Below are 25,225 nucleotides of genomic sequence, written 5' to 3'. Positions count from 1 at the left end.
CAAAATACAGCTTTTTTCTGAAATGAATTGTTTGATATTTTATTGCATAAAAACTCCCGCAGATCTATGACAACATATCATAATCCGCGGGAGTAACACTATTTTATATCCTGCTTATGAATACGCCAGATCTACATGCTGGATAAGTCCTGCTTTTCCATCTTCGTGAAGAAATACTCCAGATGATCTGAATGCACCGTTAACGTTACCTGATAACATATCTTGTGAGTATGACATAAACTCGGTGGAGACCTCTCCAAGATATATAGCACCGACATCTGCTTCCTTTAATGTAAGAAGCTCATCCCTTCCCTGATCATCTTTGATCCAGACTTTAAGAGCTGCCCATGTATTAACATCATTTTCATCTATCCAGCCATTACCATCTTCGTCGTACTCTCTAAGTTCTCCAAAGCCGTCTCCTGTCGCTGTTCCAAAAAGCTCACTTCCATCACCTATAACGCCGTCATTATTTTTGTCCATGGCAAGAAATCCAGAGCCTTGTGATAGCATCTTCACATTATCTTTATCTCCGTCAAAATCAAGATCAAAGTAGAATGACTGATCTGATATCTCTGTAATGTCTCCTCCAACATTAATTACCAGGGGATCCATTAAAAAACCTTGCATAGCTCCAATATTAAGTTCTGAATACTGAAGTAATTCTCTGGACATGCCAAAGCTTACATTAAAGTCAATGATCCTGCCATCTTCAGTAACTGCTCTACCCTGTGAACTAAACTGTGTAGACTCAGCTTCAAAGCTTGTAAGGGAATACATATTTGAGTTCCTATATAGAGCTGTATTGCCGTCAGATATGGCATTTAACTGACTCGCAATATTTTTGGAAAAAGATTCCCAACCCTTCCCTCCAAGATTCTGAGCAAGCTGGAGGATGATTCTCAAAAGATGTACATGTATCATGTCAATGGAGCTTAATCCCTGACTATCATTCTTAGTTTCAGGTTCTGCCACCTCAATCTCATGATAGTTCTCCGGCTTCGTATAAAGCCCTGATGACTCAAATCCAAGGAGCTCTAAGTCCTTATCTGACCTTGCAAAGGTGTCCCTATATGTTTCTTTCGTCTCCTCCTTTTGAGTTGTTGATAAAGAAGACGAAAGCCCAAAGGGTTTAAAGGTCTCCTGAGCCCGACTGGCAACATACTCATGGCTGCTGCTCATCTCAATGTTACTTGCTGCAATTCTCATGTTACGCCTCATGTCTTTCCGGAAGCGCGCCTTTACTGAACATAACACATGTATAGAAAAGCATGGATACATTTCTATGAACATTTTTTGGCATAAAAGTAGCGCCTCCACCAAAAAATTTAAGTTACAATCTTCCGTGAAAGACGCTATCCTTAGCTTCTGGAACTCCGTCCCGTCAAAGATACCCGTTGATGTCCAAAAACAACAAATCGAATACTGTAACAATAGTCCGTCGTTACAATTCTTATATCGGAATCGCATTTCTTAAATATAACACTATAAAAAAGAAAACTTCCAAAACGATTCGCCTTGGAAGTTTTCTTTGTCACAAACATATTTTATTTGATCAAGAATCATAATTGATCCTCTTAAACTCAAATCTCGCCGCGAAGAATCTTCTCTGCGTTCTCTACTCTCTCTTTAGTAGGAGCCGCAGTTCCTTCAAGAGAATAGTTAATACCAAGTTCTTTCCACTTGAATACGCCAAGATTATGATAAGGAAGTACTTCAATCTTTTCTACATTATTCAGAGTCTCGATGAAGGCTCTTGTATCCTTAAGTGCCTTGTCATCATCAGTGATGCCGGGAACCAGTACGTGTCTGATCCAGATTGGCTTATTTATATCAGAAAGATATCTCATACCATCTAAGATATTGGCATTATCCTGTGCTGTAAGGCTCTTATGAGCTTCTGGATCAATATGCTTTATATCTACAAGGAGAAGATCTGTCACCTTCATAAGCTCTTCGAACTTTGAGAAAAAAGGCTCCTGTCTTGTAAATGGCTGAAGAGCTGTATCAATACAGGTATTGATTCCTCTCTTCTTAGCTTTAGTAAAGAGTTCAAGAAGGAAGTCAATCTGAAGAAGTGCCTCACCACCACTTACAGTAATGCCGCCATCAGTTCCCCAATAGGTTTTGTAACGCTCAGCTTTATCTAAAAGCTCATCAGCGTCAAGGAACTGAGTGTTATCACGTTTTTCTGCCCATGTATCAACATTGTGACAGTATCTGCATCTCATATTACATCCCTGAAGGAAAATAATATATCTGATTCCGGGACCATCTACTGATCCAAATGTTTCAATTGAATGTACTGCGCCTTTCATAAAATCTCCATTCTACACTTATGTGCTCTGCAAAAAACTGGCCTATCCTTCAAAAAAGGACTGCAAAAGAATAATTCCTCCCTTTGCAGTCCTTTTAATATAAGCTTTACGCTCTTAATATGTCAATTCAAAACGACAAATTAGAGTGATTCGTGGCATGTACGTGCGATAACGTCAAGCTGCTGCTCCTTAGTAAGGTTGATGAACTTAACAGCATAACCTGATACACGAATTGTGAAGTTAGCGTACTCAGGCTTTTCAGGATGCTCCATAGCGTCGATGAGCTTATCCTTACCGAATACGTTAACGTTGAGGTGGTGAGCACCCTGCTCGAAGTATCCATCAAGAACACCAACAAGCTTGTTAGCTCTTTCCTCATCATCATGTCCAAGAGAAGCAGGGTTCATTGTCTGAGTATTTGAAATACCGTCAAGTGACCACTCATAAGGAACCTTTGCAACTGAGTTAAGAGATGCAAGAAGTCCGTTCTGCTCAGCACCGTAAGATGGTGATGCTCCAGGAGCGAATGATGTGTAAGCTGCTCTTCCGTCAGGTGTAGCACCTGTTGCCTTACCATAAACAACGTTAGATGTGATAGTAAGGATAGAAGTTGTAGGCTCAGAATCACGATATGTGTGGTGCTTTCTGATCTTTGTCATGAATGACTTAAGAAGATCTACACCGATCTGGTCTGCTCTGTCATCATCGTTACCATACTTAGGGAAGTCGCCTTCTACCTTGTAGTCGATAACAAGACCGTTCTCATCACGGATTGTCTTAACCTTAGCATACTTGATAGCTGAAAGTGAATCGATAACGTGTGAGAAACCAGCAATACCTGTAGCAAATGTACGACGTACATCTGTATCGATAAGAGCCATCTCAGCTGCTTCATAGTAGTACTTATCGTGCATGTACTGGATGAGGTTAAGGATATTTACATAAAGACCTGCAAGCCAGTCAAGCATCTTGTCATATTTAGCCATAACTTCGTCGAAGTCAAGGTACTCAGATGTGATAGGTGCATAAGCAGGACCTACCTGCATGTGCTTACCGTTCTTATCTGTGAACTTCTCATCAACACCGCCGTTGATAGCGTACAGAAGAGCCTTAGCAAGGTTAGCACGAGCTCCGAAGAACTGCATTTCCTTACCTGTCTGTGTAGCTGATACGCAGCAGCAGATTGAGTAATCATCGCCCCAGATTGGACGCATAACATCATCGTTCTCGTACTGGATAGAAGATGTTACAACTGAAATGTGAGCTGCATACTTCTTGAATGTCTCAGGAAGTCTCTTAGAGTAAAGAACTGTAAGGTTCGGCTCTGGAGCAGGTCCCATGTTCTCAAGAGTATGAAGGAAACGATAGTCATTCTTTGTAACCATGTGACGTCCGTCTCCGCCAAGTCCACCAACCTCAAGAGTAGCCCATACTGGGTCACCTGAGAAGAGGTTGTTGTATGAAGGAATACGAGCGAACTTAACCATACGAAGCTTCATTGTGAAGTGATCGATAAGTTCCTGTGCCTGTTCCTCTGTAAGTGTTCCCTCTTCGATATCACGGTTGATATAGATATCAAGGAATGTAGATACACGGCCAACTGACATAGCAGCACCGTTCTGTGTCTTGATAGCAGCAAGGTAGCCGAAGTATAACCACTGAACAGCTTCCTTAGCGTTCTTAGCAGGCTGTGAAATATCATAGCCATAGCTCTCAGCCATAGCCTTCATGCCCTTAAGTGCACGAATCTGCTCTGAGATCTCTTCTCTCTGACGAATGATGTGATCAAGCATTGTGCCATCGCCGCAGTTGTTATAATCTTCCTGCTTCTTAGCGATGAGGTGATCAACACCGTAAAGAGCAACTCTTCTGTAGTCGCCTACGATACGTCCACGACCATATGTATCAGGAAGACCTGTTACGATGTGGCTGTGACGAGCAAGTCTCATCTCAGGTGTGTAAGCATCAAATACTGCCTGGTTGTGAGTCTTGTGATACTCTGTAAAGATTTTGTGGAATTTAGGATTAACTTCGAAACCATATGTTGAAGCTGCTTCCTCTGCCATCTTGATTCCACCGAATGGCATGAATGCTCTCTTAAGAGGCTTGTCTGTCTGAAGACCTACGATCTGCTCGAGATCCTTAGTCTGCTCATCGATGTAGCCAGGGCCATAAGCTGTAAGACCAGAAACTACTTCTGTCTCACACTCAAGAACGCCACCGTTCTCACGTTCTTTCTTCTGAAGCTCCTGAAGCTTGCCCCATAATGTATCTGTAGCCTGAGTCGGTCCTGCAAGGAAAGACTCGTCGCCATCATACTGGGTGTAGTTGTTCTGGATGAAGTCACGTACATTGATATCTCCAATCCAGTGTGTTCCTTTGAAACTTCTCCATTCTTCTCGCATAAAGGTACTCCTTCTAGTGCCGTCATGCATGGATAACTCCATGCGCTGAATTATTTGTTATATTTTTAACCAACGCTGTGATTTTACATGATTGATATTTGTATGTCAATCAAGAACATAGACAACATTTCATTGTTTTTATCTTATTTTCTGCTGTTTTGCACAAATATTTTTATGTATTTGAACAAAAGCCACTATTTATATACTTTTGTCACTGACTTTTACCAACGTTTTTTCTATTTTTTCGTCTAATTTTTATGAAATATTGTGAACTATTACTTCGAGTTTTTTAATCTTGTTCAACCAGTTTCTATATGTTTTTGTATAAAAATAAAAAATAGTTAATCGTACATTATTAGTGCATAATGCACCGATTAACTATTTTTTTGCGATAACATACATTCGCTTATACGTTATGTTTATTCAATTTTTAAAATTTTTGTCAGTTAACATTTATCATCACATACTCAGATCTCACTCCGGTTTTAAAATCCAGAGCCCAGTCAGATATTCCGGAAGTAACTATGAAATCTGTACTGTTTATCCTCTTATATCCGTACGTCTGATCATTCACTCCAAGGATTTCGCCCAAATACTTTATAAGAAGAAGCTGACCTCCGTGCGTATGTCCTGAGACCACAAGATCCGCCGTACTCATGCATTCATTTTCATAGTCTGTAGGCTCATGATCTATTACGATAATATATTTGCTTTCATCTGCATCTTTTAAAAGCTCTAATATATCTTCTCTTTGCGACGTTGCGTAATCTTTTCTTCCTGCAATGCAGAGATTATCTATATTTACGATCTCATCTTCAAGTACATATACATTATTCTTAATAAGCTCATCCTCTAATTCCTGAGCGCTAAAATCTCTTCCATTAAAAGTATGCTTATCATGGTTGCCATAAACAAAATAGACTCCGTATCTCAGGTCAAGATTTCCAAGCGCTTCGCACGCTCTAACCATATCTTTTTTATTAGAATCATTATCAACAAAATCGCCTGCAATAATTAAAAGATCAGGACCGGCTGCTTCTATTTTGGAAAGTTCCCTTGCAAATCCTTCACCGTCAAAGGTAGTTCCAAGGTGAGAGTCAGCTATAAGAGCTATGTGAATGCCACTTACTTCTTTATCACTTTTAAGATCATAATCAGTCCTTGTAACAACATGGCACAAATAATAGGCACATGACAGATGTATTATGGAAACAGCTATCGCGATCCATCCCTGCAAATAAATATCAGACTTTCGCCCGGATACCTTTTGAATGATATAAACAATTATCCCTGACAGAATAAAGAATAAAAGGACATATAGCAAAATTGCCATAGCATTTACAAGACCAAGCAAAAACGTTGATCCTGTAAAGAAAAGTGCAATGATCAAAGCAGAAAGAAGTTTTCTTTGCCACTTTTTCTGCATCTTACTTATAAATCCAAATCTGCTTATAGCATTTATCAGATATATAATACCTATTACGCATACAAGGATAGTTATTCCGAAAATCAAAAGCCACATGGGCATATCTCCCAAGCCATCTCAGGCAAATATCACCTTATTATTCCTGGTCATCTGTCTTAACTTCATCTTTTTCCTGATCATCCATCTTATTATCAGCCTTTTCAGGATCATCCGACTTATCATCAGTTTTCTCCTGAACGTCTGACTTATTATCAGCAGCTTTTTTCTCGTCACCTGGCTTGACATCTGCTTTAGAATCATGCTTATCTTCATCTACAGGCGCCTTGTCGAACAGATCCTCATTTGTTATCTTCATCATATCTTCAGGCTTAAGATCTTCGATTCCTGCTATTCTTGAAGCCTGATTAGTAATGATCTCTTCAAACAGATTTCTTATCTCACGGGCATTTGCAAAGTTTCCGTTTGATGCAAGCTTTCTCTGTGTTATAAGCTCTTTGACATGCTGCTTGGTCTCATCCTCTATAACATAGTCATATTTCTTGCAGTTCATATCAAATATTTCCATGAGCTCATCAATCGTATAATCAGGGAACTCGATATATTTATTAAAACGGCTCTTAAGACCCGGATTAGAGTTAATAAATTTCTCCATAGGCTCTGTATAGCCTGCAACTATGACAACAAGATCATCTCTGTGGTCTTCCATTGCCTTAAGGATAGTATCTATTGCCTCCTGGCCAAATGCATCATCCTTCTGGGACAGAGCATATGCCTCATCTATAAAAAGAACTCCGCCCATAGCCTTCTTGATAAGCTCCTGAGTCTTGATAGCAGTCTGACCTACATATCCTGCAACAAGTCCAGAACGGTCTGTCTCAACAAGCTGCCCCTTGGACAATACACCAATATTCTTATAAAGCTTTGAAATAATACGAGCAACTGTAGTCTTACCTGTACCAGGATTACCTGTGAAAACAAGATGAAGAGAAACCGGCACAGACTTAAGTCCTGCATCTTTTCTAGTCTTCTGTATCTTAACGAAGTTAGTAAGTTCCTTAACATCTCCCTTGATAGTATCAAGGCCTACAAGCTTATCAAGAGTCTCCATCGGATCTTCTTCAGGCTCCTTCGGCTCAGCATTTTCTTCATTATCTGCCGTTTTAGTAGCCGGTCTGACCCCATTAGCAGTTGCCTCATTTACCTTTGTATTAAACTCATTAAGAGCATTCTTAGCATCTTCAAGCGGATCTACGTCGCTTCCTCCCTGCACATTAGCTGAAGGTCTATTACCTGTAGAATTCCCTGTCACCGGCACTCCGCCAAAAGGACTGTTACCCGTAGCCCCACTACCATTAGACGTACTACCACTTCCAAAGAAGTCCCCATACAATCCCCCAAGCATATTTCTCTGCGTATTCTGAAGCTGATTCAGAACATCATCCAGTTTCTCTCTGTCCCTCTTATCCATTTCCCAAATTCCTCTTTCATACAAATGATATATATTACAAATTTCTTTTAACTTTTTATGCTAACATCTGAAAACCACCATTCATCTTCACACAAAATTCGCAATAAATGCTGATCTATATTTCAATGCTGCAAAAACAAATACTTAATTGATAATACCATATTTAAGTTCATGCCGCGATATCCCAGGGCCTATGACTGGTAAAATCATAAGCCGATTTTTAAGGTTTGAAAATGAAACATTTTCAAACTCCGAATTGGTGTCACAAGCTCCACCAATATCGAACCATTAGTCACTCCCATGAGGTCGTGACATAAGGTTAAAAATATAGGGCTTTCTTAGTGTCTTAGGAGATGTAGTACTGCGTGTTCACGAAATCGGATAAGACACTTAGAAAGCCCTATATTTTTTTCACATGAGGCTTATGATTTTACCAGCCATAGGCCCGGCCCATCTCGCCTCACCCCTGCTTAACTTTGAACTTATCGATAAGGTCATTAAGCATATTGGACTCCTCTGACAGCTGCTGAGATACTGCGCTTGATTCCTCAGCTGTAGCGGAATTACTAGTTACAACATTAGATATCTGTTCGATACCATCTGTGATCTGTTCCATGCTAACAACCTGATCCTTTGCCATATTTCCAGATGTTGTCATCATCTCAGAAACCTGATTTACAGATTCTACAACCATTTCAAGTGCGGCCTTTGTTTCATCAACAACTTCATTACCATTAGAAATCTCATCCATGGTATCACTTATAAGCTGATGTGTATTCTTGGCAGCTTCAGATGACTGGTTGGCAAGCTGGCTTATCTCGCCGGCAACGACTGCAAATCCCTTACCTGCATCACCCGCACGTGCTGCTTCGATCGAAGCATTAAGTGCAAGGAGCTGTGTCTGCTTAGCAATAGCTTCTATAGAATTGGTAACAAGCTCAATTTCTTTAGAAGCTTCTGTTATCCTGGTCATAGCATCTGTAACAAGATGCATCTTACGTGCTGATGTATCAACATCCTCCTTAACCTTCTGAGCCATCTCATTGGACTGCTTGGCGGCATCTGCAACATTTCTGGTCTGTTCAGTAACAGTCGAGACTGAAGCTGTAAGCTGCTGGATCGCAGCTGCCTGGTCTGTAGCACCTTCAGCAAGAGCACTCGCTCCTTCAGACATATTCTGAGCACCTGAAGATACCTGTGATGATGATTCTCTTACTTGTGAAAGAGTTGTTGACAATCTGTCAGAAATATCATCAAGTGCATCCATGATCGCTTTATAATCACCAATATAAAGCTCAGGATGTTCTGTACCTTTTGTGAAGTCTCCCGATGCCATCCTATCAAGCGATTCACTGATATCCTTAACTATTGAAGCAGTATATCTTGTCGATTTTCTCAGATCATGAGCAAGTATGCCAAGTTCATCTTCCGCTCTGTAATCGATCTTAATATCAAGTTTACCATTAGACATATCACTAGCAGCATTTCTGACTTCAGTAACAGGTTCAACAATACTATTTGCAAGATTATGCCCTGAATTAACAATATAGATTACTGTTGTAAGAATTATAAGAAGAGACATCGCTGCTGCTACACCTGTTATTACCAGAGTTCGTGTAAAAACAGCCTGACCATGTTCTGCAATTTCTTGTGCAACAACCTTAAGATCCGAAGCAACATCGTTGATAGATGGATAAAGGGTTCCATCAAAATATTCAAAGATATCTTCGTTAGTAGAAGAACCGTCAGAGAACATATTCTCCAGAGTTTTACCATTGGACTCTACAACAGCAAGATGCTCATAAAACTGGCTTATCATTGCATCGTTATCATATACATTGGATAAGCTTTCTTTATATCCATTAAAATCATCGAATGCTTCTGATATCTTCTCAAGCTCAGAAGCTCTTACTTCCTCTGTGGTCGCCGACAAGGCCCATAGAAAGTGCTTGGAAAGTGCCTGTATATCAATTCGAATCTCACCCTGAATATTATCTGCTTTGAGGTCTCTTGAATAAATCGAGTAAACTCCCCAAAGAGAAGAGATCGCTGTAACTACCATAAATGTAATTACCAAAGCAAATCTCACACCTGCACTTCTAAAAATTCCCGATACTTTTTTGGATACAGACTGATTCTTAAGCTTACCCTTATCAGCTGTAACAATACTTTTGAAATTCATAGTAAACCTCCAACGTTATATACTAAACGCTTGAAAAACAAAGAAAAATGTAGAGCTAAAGAATCCATACACAATCTTTATCGGCTTTTACAAACATTTCTTAATATCTAAGGAAATACTTAATTATTTTAATGAATTATCCGATACAATATATGGCTGAGTTTTTTTTCAAAATCATTATCACGCTCACAGGGATGAGCAAAAAGGAGTATGTATGCTGAAAAAAATGAGTCTTAGAATGAAAATGCTTCTCGGTATTCTTCCAATCGTTTCCATTGCTCTCATACTAATAACATATATAAGCGTAACGAAATTCTCTGAAGCATTTCAGTCACTAACAACCGATAAGGCATTTCAGACACTGGAAGCTAATTCAAATTCCGTTAATGTCACCTTGGAAACCCTTCGCTGCACGGCAGAAGTTCTTTCCAATAACGTTGGAACTAGCTATTCATATACAGATCTTGATAGTTATGAAAAAATCTTTTCCGACGTTATTGCAGGTAATGATGTTATCTCAGGTGCAGGAATCTGGTTTGCTAGAGGCGTATACCAAAATCAGGAATATGCGGGACCTTATTGGTACAGGGATGGAAGCACGATAGTATATACCGATGAATATTCTAATGCAGACTATGATTATTTTTCTCAGGAATATTATACCAATGCTGTCAGCATGACATCCTTAGATGCTACCATAACAGATCCATACTATGATGAAACCAGCGGAACTATTATGGCAACATGTTCAGCTCCTATATTTAATAATGCGGGTGAATGTATTGGTTGTATTACAGTAGACACTATCCTCAGTTCCATTCAGGATATGGTATCTACTATGTCCCTTGGGGAAACATCTGATCCTATCCTCCTTAGCTCAACAGGAACATATCTGTATGATATCGACACATCAAAAGCATCTTCTTCTCTTAATATAGCTGATGATCCTACAATGGCAGTTGTTGCCGGCCCGGTATTTTCAGGCGATAGGGGTGTTGGTGGATTTGAGACAGATAAGGGTCAATATATATACTTCTACGATACTATACCGGAAGTAGAGTGGAAACTTATCCTCACGCTTGCACAGACAGAGCTTGATGCAACCAAGATAGAAATACGTAACCTTCTCATGACTATCTGTGCAGTATCAGTAGTAGTATGTGCGCTTGTTATCCTTCTTCTGGTTAACTCAATTGCCAAGAGTGTTGGAAACGTTAAAACATTTGCAGGTAAGCTGGCAAATGGTGACTTCACAATTGATAAGATGCGTATTAAGAGCGGAGACGAACTCGGCCAGATGTCAGATTCCCTCAACTTGATGTATGAAAATAATAAAGGTGTCATCACTCAGGTATCAAACGAATCTGAAAAAATTGATGAAGCAAGCTCAACCCTTGAAAGCATGGCATCACAGCTCACTAACGAATTCCAGACAATTCAGTCCAACATGACCGGTGTTAATGATGCAATGATGAGCGCATCAGCAGCTACTGAACAGGTTAATGCTTCTGTAGAAGAAGTTAACGCATCTGTTCAGCTCCTTTCCAGTCAGGCTGATGAGTCCAAGGCTCTTGCTGAAGATATTAAGAAGAGAGCTAAGGATATTGAAGATAGTTCAAAGGTAGCATATGACAACGCGATCCAGATTGCTCAGGAACGTGAATCAGATATAGAATCCGCAAACTCTCAGGCAGATGTAGTTCAGCAGATCGGATCCCTTGCAGATTCCATCGCAGAAATTGCAGATCAGATCAATCTCCTTTCACTTAACGCTTCTATCGAAGCTGCCCGTGCAGGAGAACATGGTAAGGGATTTGCAGTTGTTGCAACAGAGATCAACAAGCTAGCTGGCGATACAGGAGCTGCTGTTGGTCAGATTCAGGAAACAGTTAACGGTGTTCAGGATGCATTCTCCAACCTGTTGGGCGCTACAAATGAGCTTCTGACTTTCCTCAAGGATACTGTAACACCAGACTATGATAAATTTGTAAATGTAGCTCAGCAATATGGCCAGGATGCTGAATCCTTCGGTCAGACATCCACCTCCATTGCTGAAATGGTCGGAACCATCCATGGTGCTATGGGCGAAGTAAGCTCTGCTATCCAGAACATCACAGAATCTACTCAGGATACAGCTACAAGATCATCTGAGATAACTGATACAGTTAATACCGTTTCAGATGTTGTTGGAAATGTTTCAGATATGTCCAGTAAGCAGTCTGTAATTGCCAAGAACCTGGCTGGTGTTGTAGCTAAGTTCAAACTTCACTGATAAGATTAAACATGTGCCACCGGGCACACTAAAAAGACCTTCAGCTTACCGCTGAAGGTCTTTTCTTATTGATCTCATATATAGGTATTTGCGCAATTTTTATTTTTTAATCAATCAATAAGGTCTTTGATATCAATGTTCTCGCCATCGATACCTGCAAATGCTCCGCTCTTAACTTCGCCTGCTTCAGGATGAGCGATAAGCCATTTGTTACGAGCAAAGAGGAGTCTGTCCTCAGGGCAGTCGCCGTTTGGCTTAGCATTGCCAACGTTAGTCATCTGAGGAAGAGCTACAAGAACCTTGAAGCCCTTATCCTTGTGTGCCTGGCAAGGAGCGTAGTGAAGTGATGTTGCATATACTTCTACAAGTACTCCTGCAGGAACCTTGAATGCCATAGTCTTAGATGAATCGATGTGGAAGTTCTCATCGATATCAGACTCAAGAGCAAGAAGAAGGATGAAATCCTCTGTTCCAAGGTTGAACTCGCTGCTTCTGTGATACTCGAAGCAGTTAAGCTTTGTATTGTGACCGTTGCACCATCCAAACTGCGTGGGCATACCGCCAAAAAGTGTGTCAGCAAGAACCTTAGCCTGTGGAAGTGACTGAAGTTCAGGCTCTTCTGCTACATAGTCAGGAGCATTCTCAGGACATGGAGTCTTCTCTGTAAGAGTTTTGAGGATCTGATCTACCTCTACTCCGTTTACGATTCTGCCGTATTTTGCAAATTCTTTGTCTGTTACGCTGTAAATCTTCATACAATACCTCCATCTACCCCCAATATCTGGGTGTTACCAAAAATATATTTCTATGCTCATATTTAGACATACATTTTGGGACATGATCTTTAGATCATGTCCAGAGTTTGAAATACTGAGGTATTTCAAACTCACCCTTTCATCTCTGTGAAAAGGCCCTTAAGTGCCGGATAAAGCTTTCTGTATGTCTGATATCTCTCTTCGTAAAGAGCTGCAAGTTCAGGTTCAGGCTTTGTAGAACCTGTAACTTTGATAAGCTTCTTAACAGCTTCATCTACGCTTGCGTACTCACCGCATCCAACAGCTGCAAGGATAGCTCCGCCGTATCCAGGGCCCTGCTCTGTTTCAGGAATTGTGAGTTCAATGTTCATAACGTTAGCAAAGATCTTTCTCCAAAGAGGGCTCTTAGCTCCGCCGCCGCAGATCATGCTCTTCTCTACCTTGATGCCCATAGCCTTAGCAGCTTCAAGAGAATCTCTCATACCAAATGCAACGCCTTCAAGAACTGCCTGTGTCATATCAGCTCGGCTAGAATCCATTGTCATACCAAGGAAGCAGCTTCTTGCATATGGATCATTGTGAGGAGCACGCTCACCCATAAGGTAAGGAAGGTAATATACGTGGTTGTGGCCAAGCTTATCATCAGAGATAGGAGCCTGCTCGCCAGCGAAGTCCTCTGTCTTAAGGATTTCTTCCATCCACCACTTGTTGCATGATGCAGCAGAAAGCATACATCCCATAAGATGGAACTTGCCATCTGCATGGTCGAATGCGTGAAGTGAGTTTCCATCATCTACGCTGAACTTGTCAGATGAGATGAAGATTGTACCTGATGTACCAAGAGAGATGTTACAAGCACCTGCTCCAACAGTAGCTGTACCGATAGCAGCTGCTGCGTTATCGCCTGCGCCTGCGCATACCTTAACATTCTCAGAAAGTCCGAGCTCATCAGCAACATCTTTTTTCAGAGTACCAACTACTTCATAGCTTTCGAAAAGCTTTGGCATCTGCTCTTCTATAATGCTGCAGATATCAAGCATTTCCTTGCTCCACTTCTTGTTCTTAACATCAAGAAGAAGCATACCTGACGCATCAGAATAATCTGTGCAGTGAACGCCTGTAAGTACATAATTGATATAGTCCTTAGGAAGCATGATCTTAGCGATCTTATCAAAGAGCTCAGGCTCATTATTCTTCATCCAAAGGATCTTAGGTGCTGTGAATCCTGCAAATGCAATATTTCCTGTATACTCAGTGAGCTTATCTTTACCAATTTCATTGTTGAGATAATCTGTCTCGCCCTGAGTTCTTCCATCGTTCCAAAGAATTGCAGGTCTAAGTACATTGTCATCCTTATCAAGAACAACAAGACCGTGCATCTGTCCGCCTGCACCGATACCTGCAACCTGGCTCTTATCAGCGTCTTTTACAAGTTCCTTGATGCCTTCTTTTACAGCACTTACCCAGTCCTGTGGTCTCTGCTCAGACCAGCCCGGATGTGGGAAAAGAAGTTCATATTCTTTTGAAACTATGTTTTTGATTTCTCCCTTTTCGTCCATCAGCAGAAGTTTTACTGCGGATGTACCTAAATCGACTCCAATGTAAAGCATTTTTTCCTCCACTTTTAATAAAACTGTGTTTTCATTTGTTAATAAAAGCATCAAGAGGTGACTGATCAAGAGTATCTTCTCCTGCCAGAATTTCTTTCAGCTTAGTTGCCATTAACATATTGCCGCCCTTTGTATTGCTTTCAATATTGAGTGGCATGATCGGCTCATGAAGTGACTTTCTAAGAAGAAGCCATCCATCGCCATGCTCTTTGTCAGCATTAACTCTGACGCCCTCATAGTTCTCCTCGGGAAGTGACCAGCCTTCTACACTGCCAGCTGCTTCTTCGAGCATCTTAAGGATACGGTCTCCATTAGCCTGAAGATCTCCACCCTCTATCTTATCCTGAAGAACAGGGAATCTGATCTCGTCGCTTTCGCAAGGCTCGCCAAGATCTGAGATCATCTCTTCAAGCTTTTTGCCCTTACCCATTTCGATAAGGAGCTTAACCATAAGGTATGCGCCATCATCAAGGAAGTAGTTCTCTTTGAATGCACCGTGACCACTTGTCTCGATTGCAAGCTGAGAATCGGTTCCTTCATTGTTAAGTCTAATAGACTCATCTATAACATTGCGGTATCCACGTTTAAATCTCTTATGCCTGCCACCATGAGCAAGGATGAAGTCGTGAAGACCGTCTGATGTAACAGAGTCAGTAACGATCGTTGTACCAGGATGCTGCTCAAGAGCTATCATGGAAAGGATCGCGATAAGATCATTTCTTGTAAGCGTCTTTCCGGAAGGAAGAACAGCTCCTGCTCTGTCAACATCTGTATCGAATATGATTCCAAGATCAGCCTTTGAAGTAAGAGTTGCATTCTTAATAGATTCTGCAGCTTCTTTATTCTCAGGATTTGGAATGTGGTTAGGGAAGCTTCCATCAGGCTCAAGGAACTGACTGCCTGTTGTGTCAGCACCAAGCGGTTCAAGAACTTTGGTTACATAGAATCCGCCTGCTCCGTTACCTGCATCAACGATGATCTTTAAACCTTCAAGTGGTCTATCACCTTTGCCGGCACCTTCACGGATTTTCTCCTGAAGGTAGGATGCATATGTATCCATGAAATTGCAGGTCTTAATCTCCGTATCTAAAACAGGAGTTTCAGAAGAAGAAAGCTTATCAGCAAGTTCTGTAAGCTCTTTAATATCTCCCTTTTCAAGACCGCCTTCTTTGGTAAAAAACTTAAGTCCGTTTCTATAGTATGGAAGATGGCTTGCAGTTATCATAATGCTTCCATCATAAGTAGCTTTATCATCTCCGCTTTCAAGAACAGTTGACATAAACATTGCAGGTGTAGAAGCAATTCCAAAATCGCACACTTCATGTCCCTGTGCAACGATTCCTCTTGCTGCTGCCTCTAAGAGATCCTTTCCTGTAAGTCTTGAATCTCTTCCAAGTGCAATTTTTACTTTCTTATTATCATTTCTTGCTGAAAGCCACAGAGCAAATGCTCCGGCAAGATCTTCAGATGCCTTCTTTGTAAGATTTACAGATGCACCAGTCTCATTTTCCATAGCGATGCCACGGATGTCACTACCATTTTGAAGTTCAGAATAACTCATTTTGCTTGATATCCTCCCACATGATCGACTCTGCTCTATCATTTTATTATTCAAAAGCAGTAATTGCTATTTAATTATTGCTTACATCATCTCAAAAAACAATAAACTTTTCTCTTCAAAATGCCGATTTATATAATGAAATATATGTTTAGCAGCTAATGTGTTTTTGATCTTGGCTGGTTTGGAGGTTTTGATAATGGGCAATACAATAACTCTTTACAAAATATCTCTCGATGGTCAAACGGATTTGATTGCTTTTCTAGGCGAGCAGGATGCTCAGACTTATTCAGCAATTCTTTTTACAGGATATGATCCTTACATGATTCTTGAGTCAGAAATCGATGTAGAGGAAATTGAAGGCGAATATCCTTATGCTATCAGCAATGATCAGGGTCCGGTACCTTTTGATATTGTTTTTATCAGGGACAAAAAGATCAGAAATGTCTTTGTAATGACTCTTATGTTTGCAATGGCAGGACTTTCAATAGAGTCATTTGACCTGGCCGAATCGAGAAGAAGACTTGAACAATTAGGAAACGATCTTGATAATCTCGGAACAAGGGATATACCGCTTTCTTTTATTCAGCAACAGGCTTTAAAGCTTCGCTCTGTTGCAATGGCTTAAAGTAGAACATCTCATTTTGATGCTCATAAAAAATTATATATAGAAAAAATTATCCACTCTGACATTTCTGCCAGAGTGGATTTTCTTTATCAACTATATAAAAATAATAAGACTGTACGCTAATCTAAATGAAAGTTAAATATTCAGCAGCGCCTGCTCCATATCCATCAGGAGCTTTTCTGTATCACATAACAGATTTTGTTCTGCTTTTTTCTGGTTTTCATCTTTTTTATAGGTATAGATGAACATGACCTTACCTTTTGATTTGAAGGAAAGCTTACCTTTATAGTGTTTTAATAAAAGCGGTATATTCTCGCTCTTTATCTTAGCTTCTCTTAAAATTTCAAATGTTATCTCACCATTTCCGCCTTTAACTTCGCGCATATAAAGGCTGTGAGCCTTAACTCTCATAAGAGCAACTCTAAGAAGGTTATCTACACTGTCCGGAACTTCTCCAAATCTGTCACGAAGCTCATCTCTCATATCATCAGCTTCGCCAAGGTTTTCGATACTTGCGATCCTCTTATATATCTCAAGCTTTTGTTCCTCATTAAGGATGTATTTGACAGGTATATAAGCATCTACGTCAAGATCTATGGATGTATCGAAATCTTCAGGATATGCAGACTCAAGGCCCTTTTTCTTACGGACTGCTTCATTGAGCATCTTGCAGTACATGTCATAGCCTACTGCCATCATGTGGCCTGACTGCTTTCTTCCAAGAAGGGAGCCAGCGCCTCTTATTTCAAGATCTCGCATGGCAATCTTAAAGCCGGAGCCAAGGTCAGTGAATTCTCTGATTGCAGAGAGTCTCTTTTCCGCAACCTCTTTAAGGAGCTTATTCTTTTTGTACATAAGGAAGGCATAGGCGCTTCTGTTGGATCTTCCTACACGACCTCTTAACTGATACAGCTGTGATAAACCCATCTTATCAGCATCGCTTATGATCATGGTGTTAACATTAGGAATATCAAGTCCTGTCTCAATGATAGTAGTTGATACAAGTACATCGATATCGCCGTCTATGAAGTCATACATGATCTTCTCAAGCTCCTGCTCCGCCATCTGTCCATGAGCAAAAGCGACATTGGCTTCAGGAACAAGCTTCTGAATCCTTGCTGCAACATCAGCTATATCATTGACCCTGTTATATACATAGTAAACCTGACCATTTCTTGAAAGCTCTCTAACTACAGCTTCTCTCACCATCTCTTCGTTATATTCGCACACGAAGGTCTGAATAGGCTGACGTTCATTAGGCGCTTCTTCAAGAATGCTCATATCCCTTATTCCAACAAGGCTCATATGAAGAGTTCTAGGAATAGGAGTAGCTGAAAGTGTCAGTACGTCAACGCTTTCCTTGATCTTCTTGATCTTTTCCTTATGAGTTACACCAAATCTTTGTTCCTCATCGACGATAAGAAGTCCAAGATCCTTATATTGTATATCTTTGGAAAGAAGTCTGTGTGTTCCTATAACAATGTCAACAAGGCCTTTTCTAAGATCTTCAACAGTCTTTTTCTGCTCTCTTGCGGTCCTGAAGCGGGACATCATGTCTACGCGAACTGGGAAATCCTTCATTCTTTCGCAGAAGGTATTATAGTGCTGCTGGGCAAGGATTGTTGTAGGCACAAGTACTGCTACCTGCTTACTATCCTGAACTGCCTTAAATGCTGCTCTTATGGCAATCTCTGTTTTGCCAAATCCAACGTCGCCGCAGATAAGTCTTTCCATGATACGAGGTGATCTCATATCAGCCTTAACTGCATCGATAGCTGCTTCCTGATCTTCTGTCTCCTCATAAGGAAAAGCATCTTCGAATTCCTGCTGCCATACAGTATCAGGGCCATATTGGAATCCTTTGGTCTGCTGTCTCTTGGCATACAGTTCTACAAGGTCCTGAGCCACTTCATCAACCGCACTTCTGACTTTAGCCTTAGTCTTTTTCCATTCAGCGCTTCCAAGTTTATTAAGCTTAGGCTTATGATTCGTATCTTCAGATGTTGATGCATACTTTTGAAGTACATCAAGACCCGTTGCCAGAACGTACAGATTACCTCCGCCAGCGTACTCAACCTTGATGTAGTCCTTTATTACATGATCCGTCTCGATCTTCTCGATACCTCTATAGATACCAAGGCCGTGACTTTCATGAACTACATAATCTCCCGGATGAAGATCTGCCATGGAGGAGATAGCCTCACCGGAATGCTTTTTCTTCTTACGCTTTTTCTTCTTGTGCTCTGTAAAAATATCACTTTCAGATATAACCGCAAATTTAATATCAGGATACTCAAATCCTTTCAGAATGCGGCCATAATAAGTCATTATTTCGCCCGCCTGAAGTACGCGTCCGGGATCTTCACTATAGGATGCTATTACATCATTATCTCTTAAATCTTCAACGATTCTCTTAGCCCTTGTTCTTGAACCTGACAAAATGAGGACTCTGTATCCCCTTTTGTGATAGCTCTTTAAGTCCTTAACAAGAAGATCAAAGCTGTTATTGTAAGGCGCTATAGTCTGAGCATGAATCTCAAAGCTTTCACCAGGCTCATAGTGATTAAGAGACGAAGGAAGCGGGATAGTCTCAAGCAGAACCCTTCTGGTATTCCCCATCCTTGCAATGATCTCTTCTTCTGTAAAAAGAAGATCCATCTGACCAGGAAGGATGTATCCCTGCTCAGCTCTATTGATCATACTCTCCCTGAATTCTTCAAAGACGGCCTTAGCCTGAGACTGTACATGTGAAGGCTCATCTATGAAGATCATGGTACTTCCGCTATTGAAAAGCTCAAGAAATGTAGATGGATTATCAACAAAATATCTAAGGAAGCTCTCAAGACCAGACATATTGTCATACTCAAGCGCTTCTTCTTTCTTTTCTTCTATGATCTGCTTGAGCCTTGCAGATTCTTCTGTCTTAAACTCCTTACGTAGCTGCTCGTATCTTTTTTCGAATTCATCTGTTATTTTTTCAAAGCCGTCTTCAAGTCTCTGCCTTGTAAGTATCAGTTCAGAAGCAGGATATATTTCGATAGACTCAAGCTTTTCAAGTGATCTTTGAGACATTATGTCAAAAGATCTCATGGATTCAATATCATCACCAAAAAGCTCTATTCTGTACGGGTTCTCTTCTGTAAGGTCAAAGACATCAATGATATCGCCTCTTACTGAGAACTGTCCGGGACCTTCTACCTGATAGACCTTTTCATAGCCCATATTTACAAGCTTTCTTGCAATGTCCTGCTCGTCTACAGGTTTTCTTTTATCAAGAGCAAGGATATTGCTTTTGATAACTTCAGCAGGGATCTGCGGACTCATAAGGGCAGCAAAAGTCGTGACCACAGTAACCGGGCGGCCTTCAATAAGGCGACGCATAGTCTTAATACGCTCACGAGTAAGATCATTAGAATGGATATCTGCCTGATAGAAAATAAGATCCTTAGCCGGATAGACCGTTACATTGCGATCATAGAACTTATAGTCTTCAAATATCTCTTTGGCCCTAAGATCAGAATCAGTCACGATTATGCGATAACGCACCTGGCTTCCAAGCCCGTTGATCAGATGGAGCTTCTGTGAATCAAGACATCCGATAACTTCCGCGCAGGCGAACGGGTTGTCAATGTATTTATCTAGCTGTGTATATGCAGGAAGTTCCTGCAAAGGCGCCTCTATTGCACGCATATTATTCCTTTCCTCTTTCTTTCCGGGTCAAAATTAGCCACTTCCATTTCAGATGTGTATAGCTAACGCTTTCAATCATCTTACAATTACAACTTAATAGCTTGCTTCTACATAGCAGCTATGTTTTAAATTACAATTCTTTTATTAAATTTTCTATCTTAAACGACCTTACGATTAAAGCGGTTCATTGCCGCATCTGTACCCTCATTGAGGATCACAGGTATAGCAGCCATGGCATTTTCAATAGCACTCTTAAGACCGGCTTCTTCCTCCTTGGAGAAGTGACTAAGTACATGGTCAGCCAGATCCATTCCCTGAGGCTTACGGCCAACGCCAACTCTTATTCTGGAGAAACCGTCGGTTTGGCAATGAGCAATTATGGACTTAAGTCCGTTATGGCCACCTGCGCTTCCCTTAGGGCGAACCCTGATATTTCCTACATCCTGATCAATATCATCTGATATCACAATAAGGTCGTTCTCAGGGCTTATCTTATAAAAATGGCACATAGGTCCAATTGCTTCGCCGCTCTTATTCATGTATGTAAGAGGCTTCATAAGAAGAACCTTATGGCCTTCAATCATTCCCTTACCATATGCAGCATTGAACTTAGTCTCTGTAAGCTCTATGCCATACTTGTCACACAAAGCATCGATCGTAGCAAAGCCAACATTGTGCCTTGTTCCTATATACTTTTTCTCCGGATTACCTAAACCTGCAATAATAACCACTTCTTCGTTACTCTCTTTCAATTCATTTTTAAAAAATAATCTTTTAATAAACTCCAGCATCAATATTCCGCCTTTTAGTATTGTTTAGCTTATGTCAGCCTCTTATATCAAATACTTTTAATATTACTTTCTACCAACCTTTTTATATTTACTGTATACTTACTTTTCAAAGATTTCTTGAATTCTTTAAATGCGCCTTACAGTTGCACGATAAGCCCATCCCACAAGATTTACAAGTGAAGAAAAGACATTAAGCTTCGCTATCTCTCTATACAATCTCCATATACGCTTAATCGCAACAAGCTTATTAGATGACAGCGAATGAGCCGGTCTTCTATATATAACGAGAGGTTCATCAAGTCCTCTTGCGATAACACCCGTTTTTAATATACTCCACCAGGTTGCTGTATCTTCGCTTTCTATCAGTGGCATGTATATGAGTTTTTTATCAAGATGTTTGGTGTCAAAAAGTGTTGTTGAAGTAAAGATAACAGTTCTTGAAAGTGCATGTTTAAAATCAAGACTGTCAGGAACTCTTACTATCTTGCCTGTAAGCTTTGCATCTTCATCACCAAATTCATATGACATGAAGACAAAAGAGGCTCTTTCTTTTTTCATAAATTCAAGCTCTTTTTGAAGCTTTTCTGGAAGCCACACATCGTCAGCGTCAAGGAAAGCTATGTATCTTCCTGATGCCCTGTCAAGGCCTGTGTTTCTGGCAGCTGCAGCTTTCTCATTCTTATTTTTAAGGATCAGAACAAAGTGTTCCTGAGAAAAAGAGCTTTCTTCGATAGCGCTTGTTATTATTTCAACACTGTCATCTGTTGATGCATCGTCAACAAGCACCAGCTCCCAGTTAGTGTAGGTCTGTGCTTCTACCATCTTAATTGTATTTGCTATATAGTCCCTTGCGTTATGAACAGGTACTATTATGCTGACTTTGTCATCAATGCCGGGCTTATTATTCATCCTATTTTCTCCCACAACTAAGGCCCCATTACCGGTGGCAATGGGGTATACGATATTTATCTATTAGGTTGTAATACATCTTACCAAATTATTGTAAATAATAAAAGGTATGTTCCTCTTTACATCAGACGGATGCATCTATATGTCTGTAAAGTTTTTTAGCAAGTGTTCTTACCGTCTTTGTAAAATCGGAATCCTGACCAAATATTTTTTCAAACTTTTTATTATCAAGATTTTCTACAGCTGCCGATGCCAGTGACATATATCCCTTCTCATCAAAAGTTATTCCAAGTTTTTCAAGCTCAGATTCATATTCCTTGCTAAAATCCTTTAATTTATCTGCAAGTTTTTTGATATCCCTAAGTTCAGAACCTGATGCCGAATTCAGTGTATTGTTATACGAATCGATAAAAGCCTTGAGATTATTTCCAAGCAGTGAATTCTCAATGTCATCATCCTTGGCTTTAGTTCCGTAGTCAAGACCAGTCATGATCTTAGCGCCCTTAGCCAGCGCCTGGGAATCAGCGCTTATAACTGTTTTCTTAGAAGCCTGCGATCTTGTACTTCCGCTAATATAATCTTTATTATTCCCGTAAAGATTACGGAGATAGACGTTCGATGTAACTGAATAGCCCATAACAAAACCTCATGTCACGAGTGAAACGAGTGACTAATGGTTAAATTGGTGGAGCTCGCGACACCAATTCGCAGAGTTTATCGCAGATAAACTCATAACCTCCAATAAAATCTGTGGTAGCACCATGGCACCTCGCCCTCCAGCCTGAAAACAAACTGGATATTCATATATCTATATATCGGTATTATTATGTGATCCTATAATACTCACGTCATATTACTTCTTTTAGATAATCCACTATCACGTTAGCTGCATTTTTGTGACTTACAGGGCCCGGATGCTGCCTTGATCCAAAGCCGTCCGTTTTAGTATCGGGAAGAGCAAGGTATGAGGTCATGATAATGTATCGCCCTTATTTTCAAGGAAGCTTTGGTAGCCATTCATACGTGCAGGTGAATCGCTAGGCCTTATGCAGGCATAGACCCTTCTTTCATCATGAGTAGAGGCATCCACCATAAGGAATGTCTTCCATATGAACTTGTCACGGTCGTTTTTATCACGGAACCTGAAGTTCTCTGATACAAATCCCATCCCGCTTGAATGTATCCTGTCCAATATAGTCTTATAATTCATGAACTGTCTGTATCTGGCGCTATCCTTGGGATATACCTCTTTTTGAATGAAAATCTCCATTCCGTAGTCAAGTGCCGGTCTTCCTGTTTCCACGAAGAAATTCGCACTGTTATATACGACCTCTGCATAGTTCTCATCTATATGCCACAGGTCTATTCTTTCGAAGATCTTAACGATATCACGAAGGGCATAGTCTACCATCTTCTGCTCTTTGAGATACGGAGATCTCGATATATTCTCAAGGGTTATGATACCCATCATTCTGTCATTGTCTTCTTCTGTGTCTCTGGCTATGAACTTGGCTCTTATAACGAACAATTCACCGCTTAATATGAAGTCCTGTGCTACATATTCATTATCAGATGACAGCGAATGGAAGAGCTCGCGCATCTTATGATAGTACTGTCTTCTGCTATCGTTAAGGTACTTCTGGACAAGTTCTACACTGTCTATATCAACCTGGCTCATTGTATATCTGAATGCCTCATTGGTATACATAAGCTTGAACATATCATCTTTAAGTTCTACAATAGCAACAGCCCGTGAAGTCCTCATCTTAGTTCCATCAGGTCTTACTATCTTAGAAAAAATAGACGAGTCGAGCACATTAGCATAGCTGACTTCACCATAGAACTTTCTGTCATGATCCGTTTCTGCAGTCTCAGGATTCTGGCCGAATATATGAATATATTCATCATCAGGCGGTACAGGCTTATGATACAGATATCCCTGCATCATGTCGCATCCCCACTCGCGGAGAGCATCTACATGCTCATTGGTCTCAACACCTTCTGCAAGGGTCTTCTTGCCGAGCTTTTTAGATATGTTGATAATAGCCGGGATGATAATATGGGACTTATCATCAAATGTACGAAGGAAAGTCATATCGATCTTGATAAGATCAAAATCAAACTCCTTCATAACATTCAATGAAGAGAATCCGCTTCCAAAATCATCCATCCACACTTCATAACCTGCTTCATGAAATTTGGCTATAACTTCTTTCATGAACTCAGGTTCACGCATAAGAACGGACTCGGTTATCTCTATACGTATATACTTTGGATCCACATCATATTCAGAAGCAGCCTTCTTGATCTCAGAGAAGATATCGCACATCTCGAAATCTATCCTGCTAAGATTAACTGAAAAAGGCACCGCAGTCCCATACTGGGAATACCATCTGTTAAAATTCCTGCAGGCAGCTCTTACAATAGCAATATCAAGTTTATAGATCTGCTTGCATTCCTCCAAAATACCTATGAATTCTGCAGGATTCATAAATCCATATATAGGATCATTCCATCTTGCAAGGGCTTCAACTCCAGCCAGCCTTCCTGACAATGTTCTCATTATAGGTTGAAGCCAGGCCTGAATATTGCCATTTGCTATGGCTTTATCAAGTTCATTTATAATATATCTTTTCCTACGGATCTTAAGGCTAAGCTCATCATCATAGAAACGGACATTCTGAGAATATATGCCCTTTATATCATCCATGGCATCCTTGGCTCTGTCACAGGCATTCATGATACTCTCATTAATACTTTCAAGTCTGTATATACCTGCATCGAACATGATCATTCTAAAGCTATAGGTCTCATGCAGCACTCTTTCAATTTCCTTGATACCTTTTAACGCCTCGTCTTCAAAACACATCACAACAAAGTGATCAGCCAGAAAATGGGCACAGGCCCTGCCATAGAAAACTTCTTTTAGAATAGTACCAAAGCTTCTTAATACTTCATCTCCCTGCTCAAAGCCAAACTCTTCATTGATTCCCTTGAAATCTCTGATATCGATGTAGATCACAACAACATCTCTTGAATCATGCTGTCTTATTTCTCCAAGTATCGTTTGGGTATATTTGCGAAAAGTTGCAATAGTAAGAAGACCGGTCAGAGGATCGGCCTCACTGCTTTTGTACATCTTGGCATAGAAATTGTAATCAAGGTTATTACTATCCGTAACACATCTGATATCAGGCATTATGACTCCTTCAA

17 protein-coding genes are annotated in these 25,225 nt (G+C 40.4%); 2 read left to right on the top strand and 15 right to left on the bottom strand.

Annotated features, from left to right (window positions below; genetic code table 11):
* Positions 1-114: 114 nt before the first annotated feature.
* The 6 genes from WAA20_RS02560 to WAA20_RS02535 form a co-directional block, all read right to left on the bottom strand.
* Positions 115-1,209 (bottom strand): hypothetical protein, encoded by a 1,095-nt coding sequence (locus WAA20_RS02560; protein ID WP_073388636.1) that lies wholly within the window; start codon positions 1,207-1,209, stop codon positions 115-117.
* Positions 1,210-1,583: 374 nt separating this feature from the next.
* Positions 1,584-2,318, bottom strand: coding sequence for a pyruvate formate-lyase-activating protein (gene pflA, locus WAA20_RS02555; RefSeq protein ID WP_073388638.1), 735 nt, complete (start codon positions 2,316-2,318; stop codon positions 1,584-1,586).
* A gap of 140 nt (positions 2,319-2,458) precedes the next feature.
* Entirely contained in the window at positions 2,459-4,723 is a 2,265-nt protein-coding gene (gene pflB, locus WAA20_RS02550; RefSeq protein ID WP_073388639.1) for a formate C-acetyltransferase, read from the bottom strand.
* Positions 4,724-5,165: 442 nt separating this feature from the next.
* Positions 5,166-6,245: a metallophosphoesterase gene (locus WAA20_RS02545; RefSeq protein WP_242951195.1), complete on the bottom strand. Its 1,080-nt coding sequence runs from the start codon at positions 6,243-6,245 to the stop codon at positions 5,166-5,168.
* A gap of 40 nt (positions 6,246-6,285) precedes the next feature.
* The gene (locus WAA20_RS02540; protein WP_073388642.1) at positions 6,286-7,617 is read right to left on the bottom strand and encodes an AAA family ATPase; all 1,332 of its coding nucleotides are present in this window, start codon (positions 7,615-7,617) and stop codon (positions 6,286-6,288) included.
* Positions 7,618-8,077: 460 nt separating this feature from the next.
* On the bottom strand, positions 8,078-9,799 hold the full coding sequence (locus WAA20_RS02535; protein WP_073388644.1) for a methyl-accepting chemotaxis protein: 1,722 nt from the start codon (positions 9,797-9,799) through the stop codon (positions 8,078-8,080).
* Between the two features lie 214 nt (positions 9,800-10,013).
* Here WAA20_RS02535 and WAA20_RS02530 point away from each other — a divergent pair, with 214 nt between their 5' ends.
* Positions 10,014-12,071 carry a methyl-accepting chemotaxis protein gene (locus WAA20_RS02530; protein WP_073388646.1) on the top strand — a complete coding sequence of 686 codons (2,058 nt, stop codon included), beginning with the start codon at positions 10,014-10,016 and terminating at the stop codon, positions 12,069-12,071.
* Positions 12,072-12,181: 110 nt separating this feature from the next.
* On the opposite strand, the gene WAA20_RS02525 is transcribed toward WAA20_RS02530, so the two are convergent.
* From WAA20_RS02525 to WAA20_RS02515, 3 genes are all read right to left on the bottom strand, one after another.
* A complete protein-coding gene (locus WAA20_RS02525) occupies positions 12,182-12,826 on the bottom strand; it encodes a DUF4867 family protein (protein ID WP_073388647.1) in 645 nt (214 codons plus the stop codon).
* 131 nt (positions 12,827-12,957) lie between these two features.
* Positions 12,958-14,436, bottom strand: a complete 1,479-nt coding sequence (gene xylB / locus WAA20_RS02520) for a xylulokinase (protein ID WP_073388649.1) — start codon at positions 14,434-14,436, stop codon at positions 12,958-12,960.
* A gap of 31 nt (positions 14,437-14,467) precedes the next feature.
* Entirely contained in the window at positions 14,468-15,997 is a 1,530-nt protein-coding gene (locus WAA20_RS02515) for a phosphomannomutase/phosphoglucomutase (RefSeq protein ID WP_073388650.1), read from the bottom strand.
* 196 nt (positions 15,998-16,193) lie between these two features.
* Between WAA20_RS02515 and WAA20_RS02510 the strand changes: the two genes are divergently transcribed.
* Positions 16,194-16,622, top strand: a complete 429-nt coding sequence (locus WAA20_RS02510) for a hypothetical protein (protein ID WP_073388652.1) — start codon at positions 16,194-16,196, stop codon at positions 16,620-16,622.
* A 135-nt stretch (positions 16,623-16,757) separates the two neighbouring features.
* Here the strand turns inward: WAA20_RS02510 and mfd are convergent, their stop codons facing one another.
* The 6 genes from mfd to WAA20_RS02480 all read right to left on the bottom strand — a co-directional run bounded on the left by mfd (position 16,758) and on the right by WAA20_RS02480 (position 25,211).
* A complete protein-coding gene (gene mfd, locus WAA20_RS02505) occupies positions 16,758-20,312 on the bottom strand; it encodes a transcription-repair coupling factor (protein WP_073388653.1) in 3,555 nt (1,184 codons plus the stop codon).
* 158 nt (positions 20,313-20,470) lie between these two features.
* Entirely contained in the window at positions 20,471-21,043 is a 573-nt protein-coding gene (pth, locus tag WAA20_RS02500) for an aminoacyl-tRNA hydrolase (protein WP_073388671.1), read from the bottom strand.
* 186 nt (positions 21,044-21,229) lie between these two features.
* Positions 21,230-22,012, bottom strand: coding sequence for a glycosyltransferase family 2 protein (locus WAA20_RS02495; RefSeq protein WP_073388655.1), 783 nt, complete (start codon positions 22,010-22,012; stop codon positions 21,230-21,232).
* A 124-nt stretch (positions 22,013-22,136) separates the two neighbouring features.
* Entirely contained in the window at positions 22,137-22,649 is a 513-nt protein-coding gene (locus WAA20_RS02490; RefSeq protein WP_073388657.1) for a hypothetical protein, read from the bottom strand.
* Between the two features lie 211 nt (positions 22,650-22,860).
* Positions 22,861-22,986, bottom strand: a complete 126-nt coding sequence (locus WAA20_RS02485) for a hypothetical protein (RefSeq protein WP_278308449.1) — start codon at positions 22,984-22,986, stop codon at positions 22,861-22,863.
* Positions 22,983-25,211, bottom strand: coding sequence for a GGDEF domain-containing phosphodiesterase (locus tag WAA20_RS02480; RefSeq protein WP_073388659.1), 2,229 nt, complete (start codon positions 25,209-25,211; stop codon positions 22,983-22,985). Before WAA20_RS02480 ends, WAA20_RS02485 begins: the two co-directional genes overlap by 4 nt.
* Positions 25,212-25,225: the final 14 nt, after the last annotated feature.

Origin of the sequence: Butyrivibrio fibrisolvens (genome assembly GCF_037113525.1) — a bacterium.
GTDB classification, from domain to species: Bacteria; Bacillota; Clostridia; order Lachnospirales; family Lachnospiraceae; genus Butyrivibrio; species Butyrivibrio fibrisolvens.
Note: the sequence above shows the minus strand (reverse complement) of the source record. Positions and strands in the feature narration are given on the sequence as shown.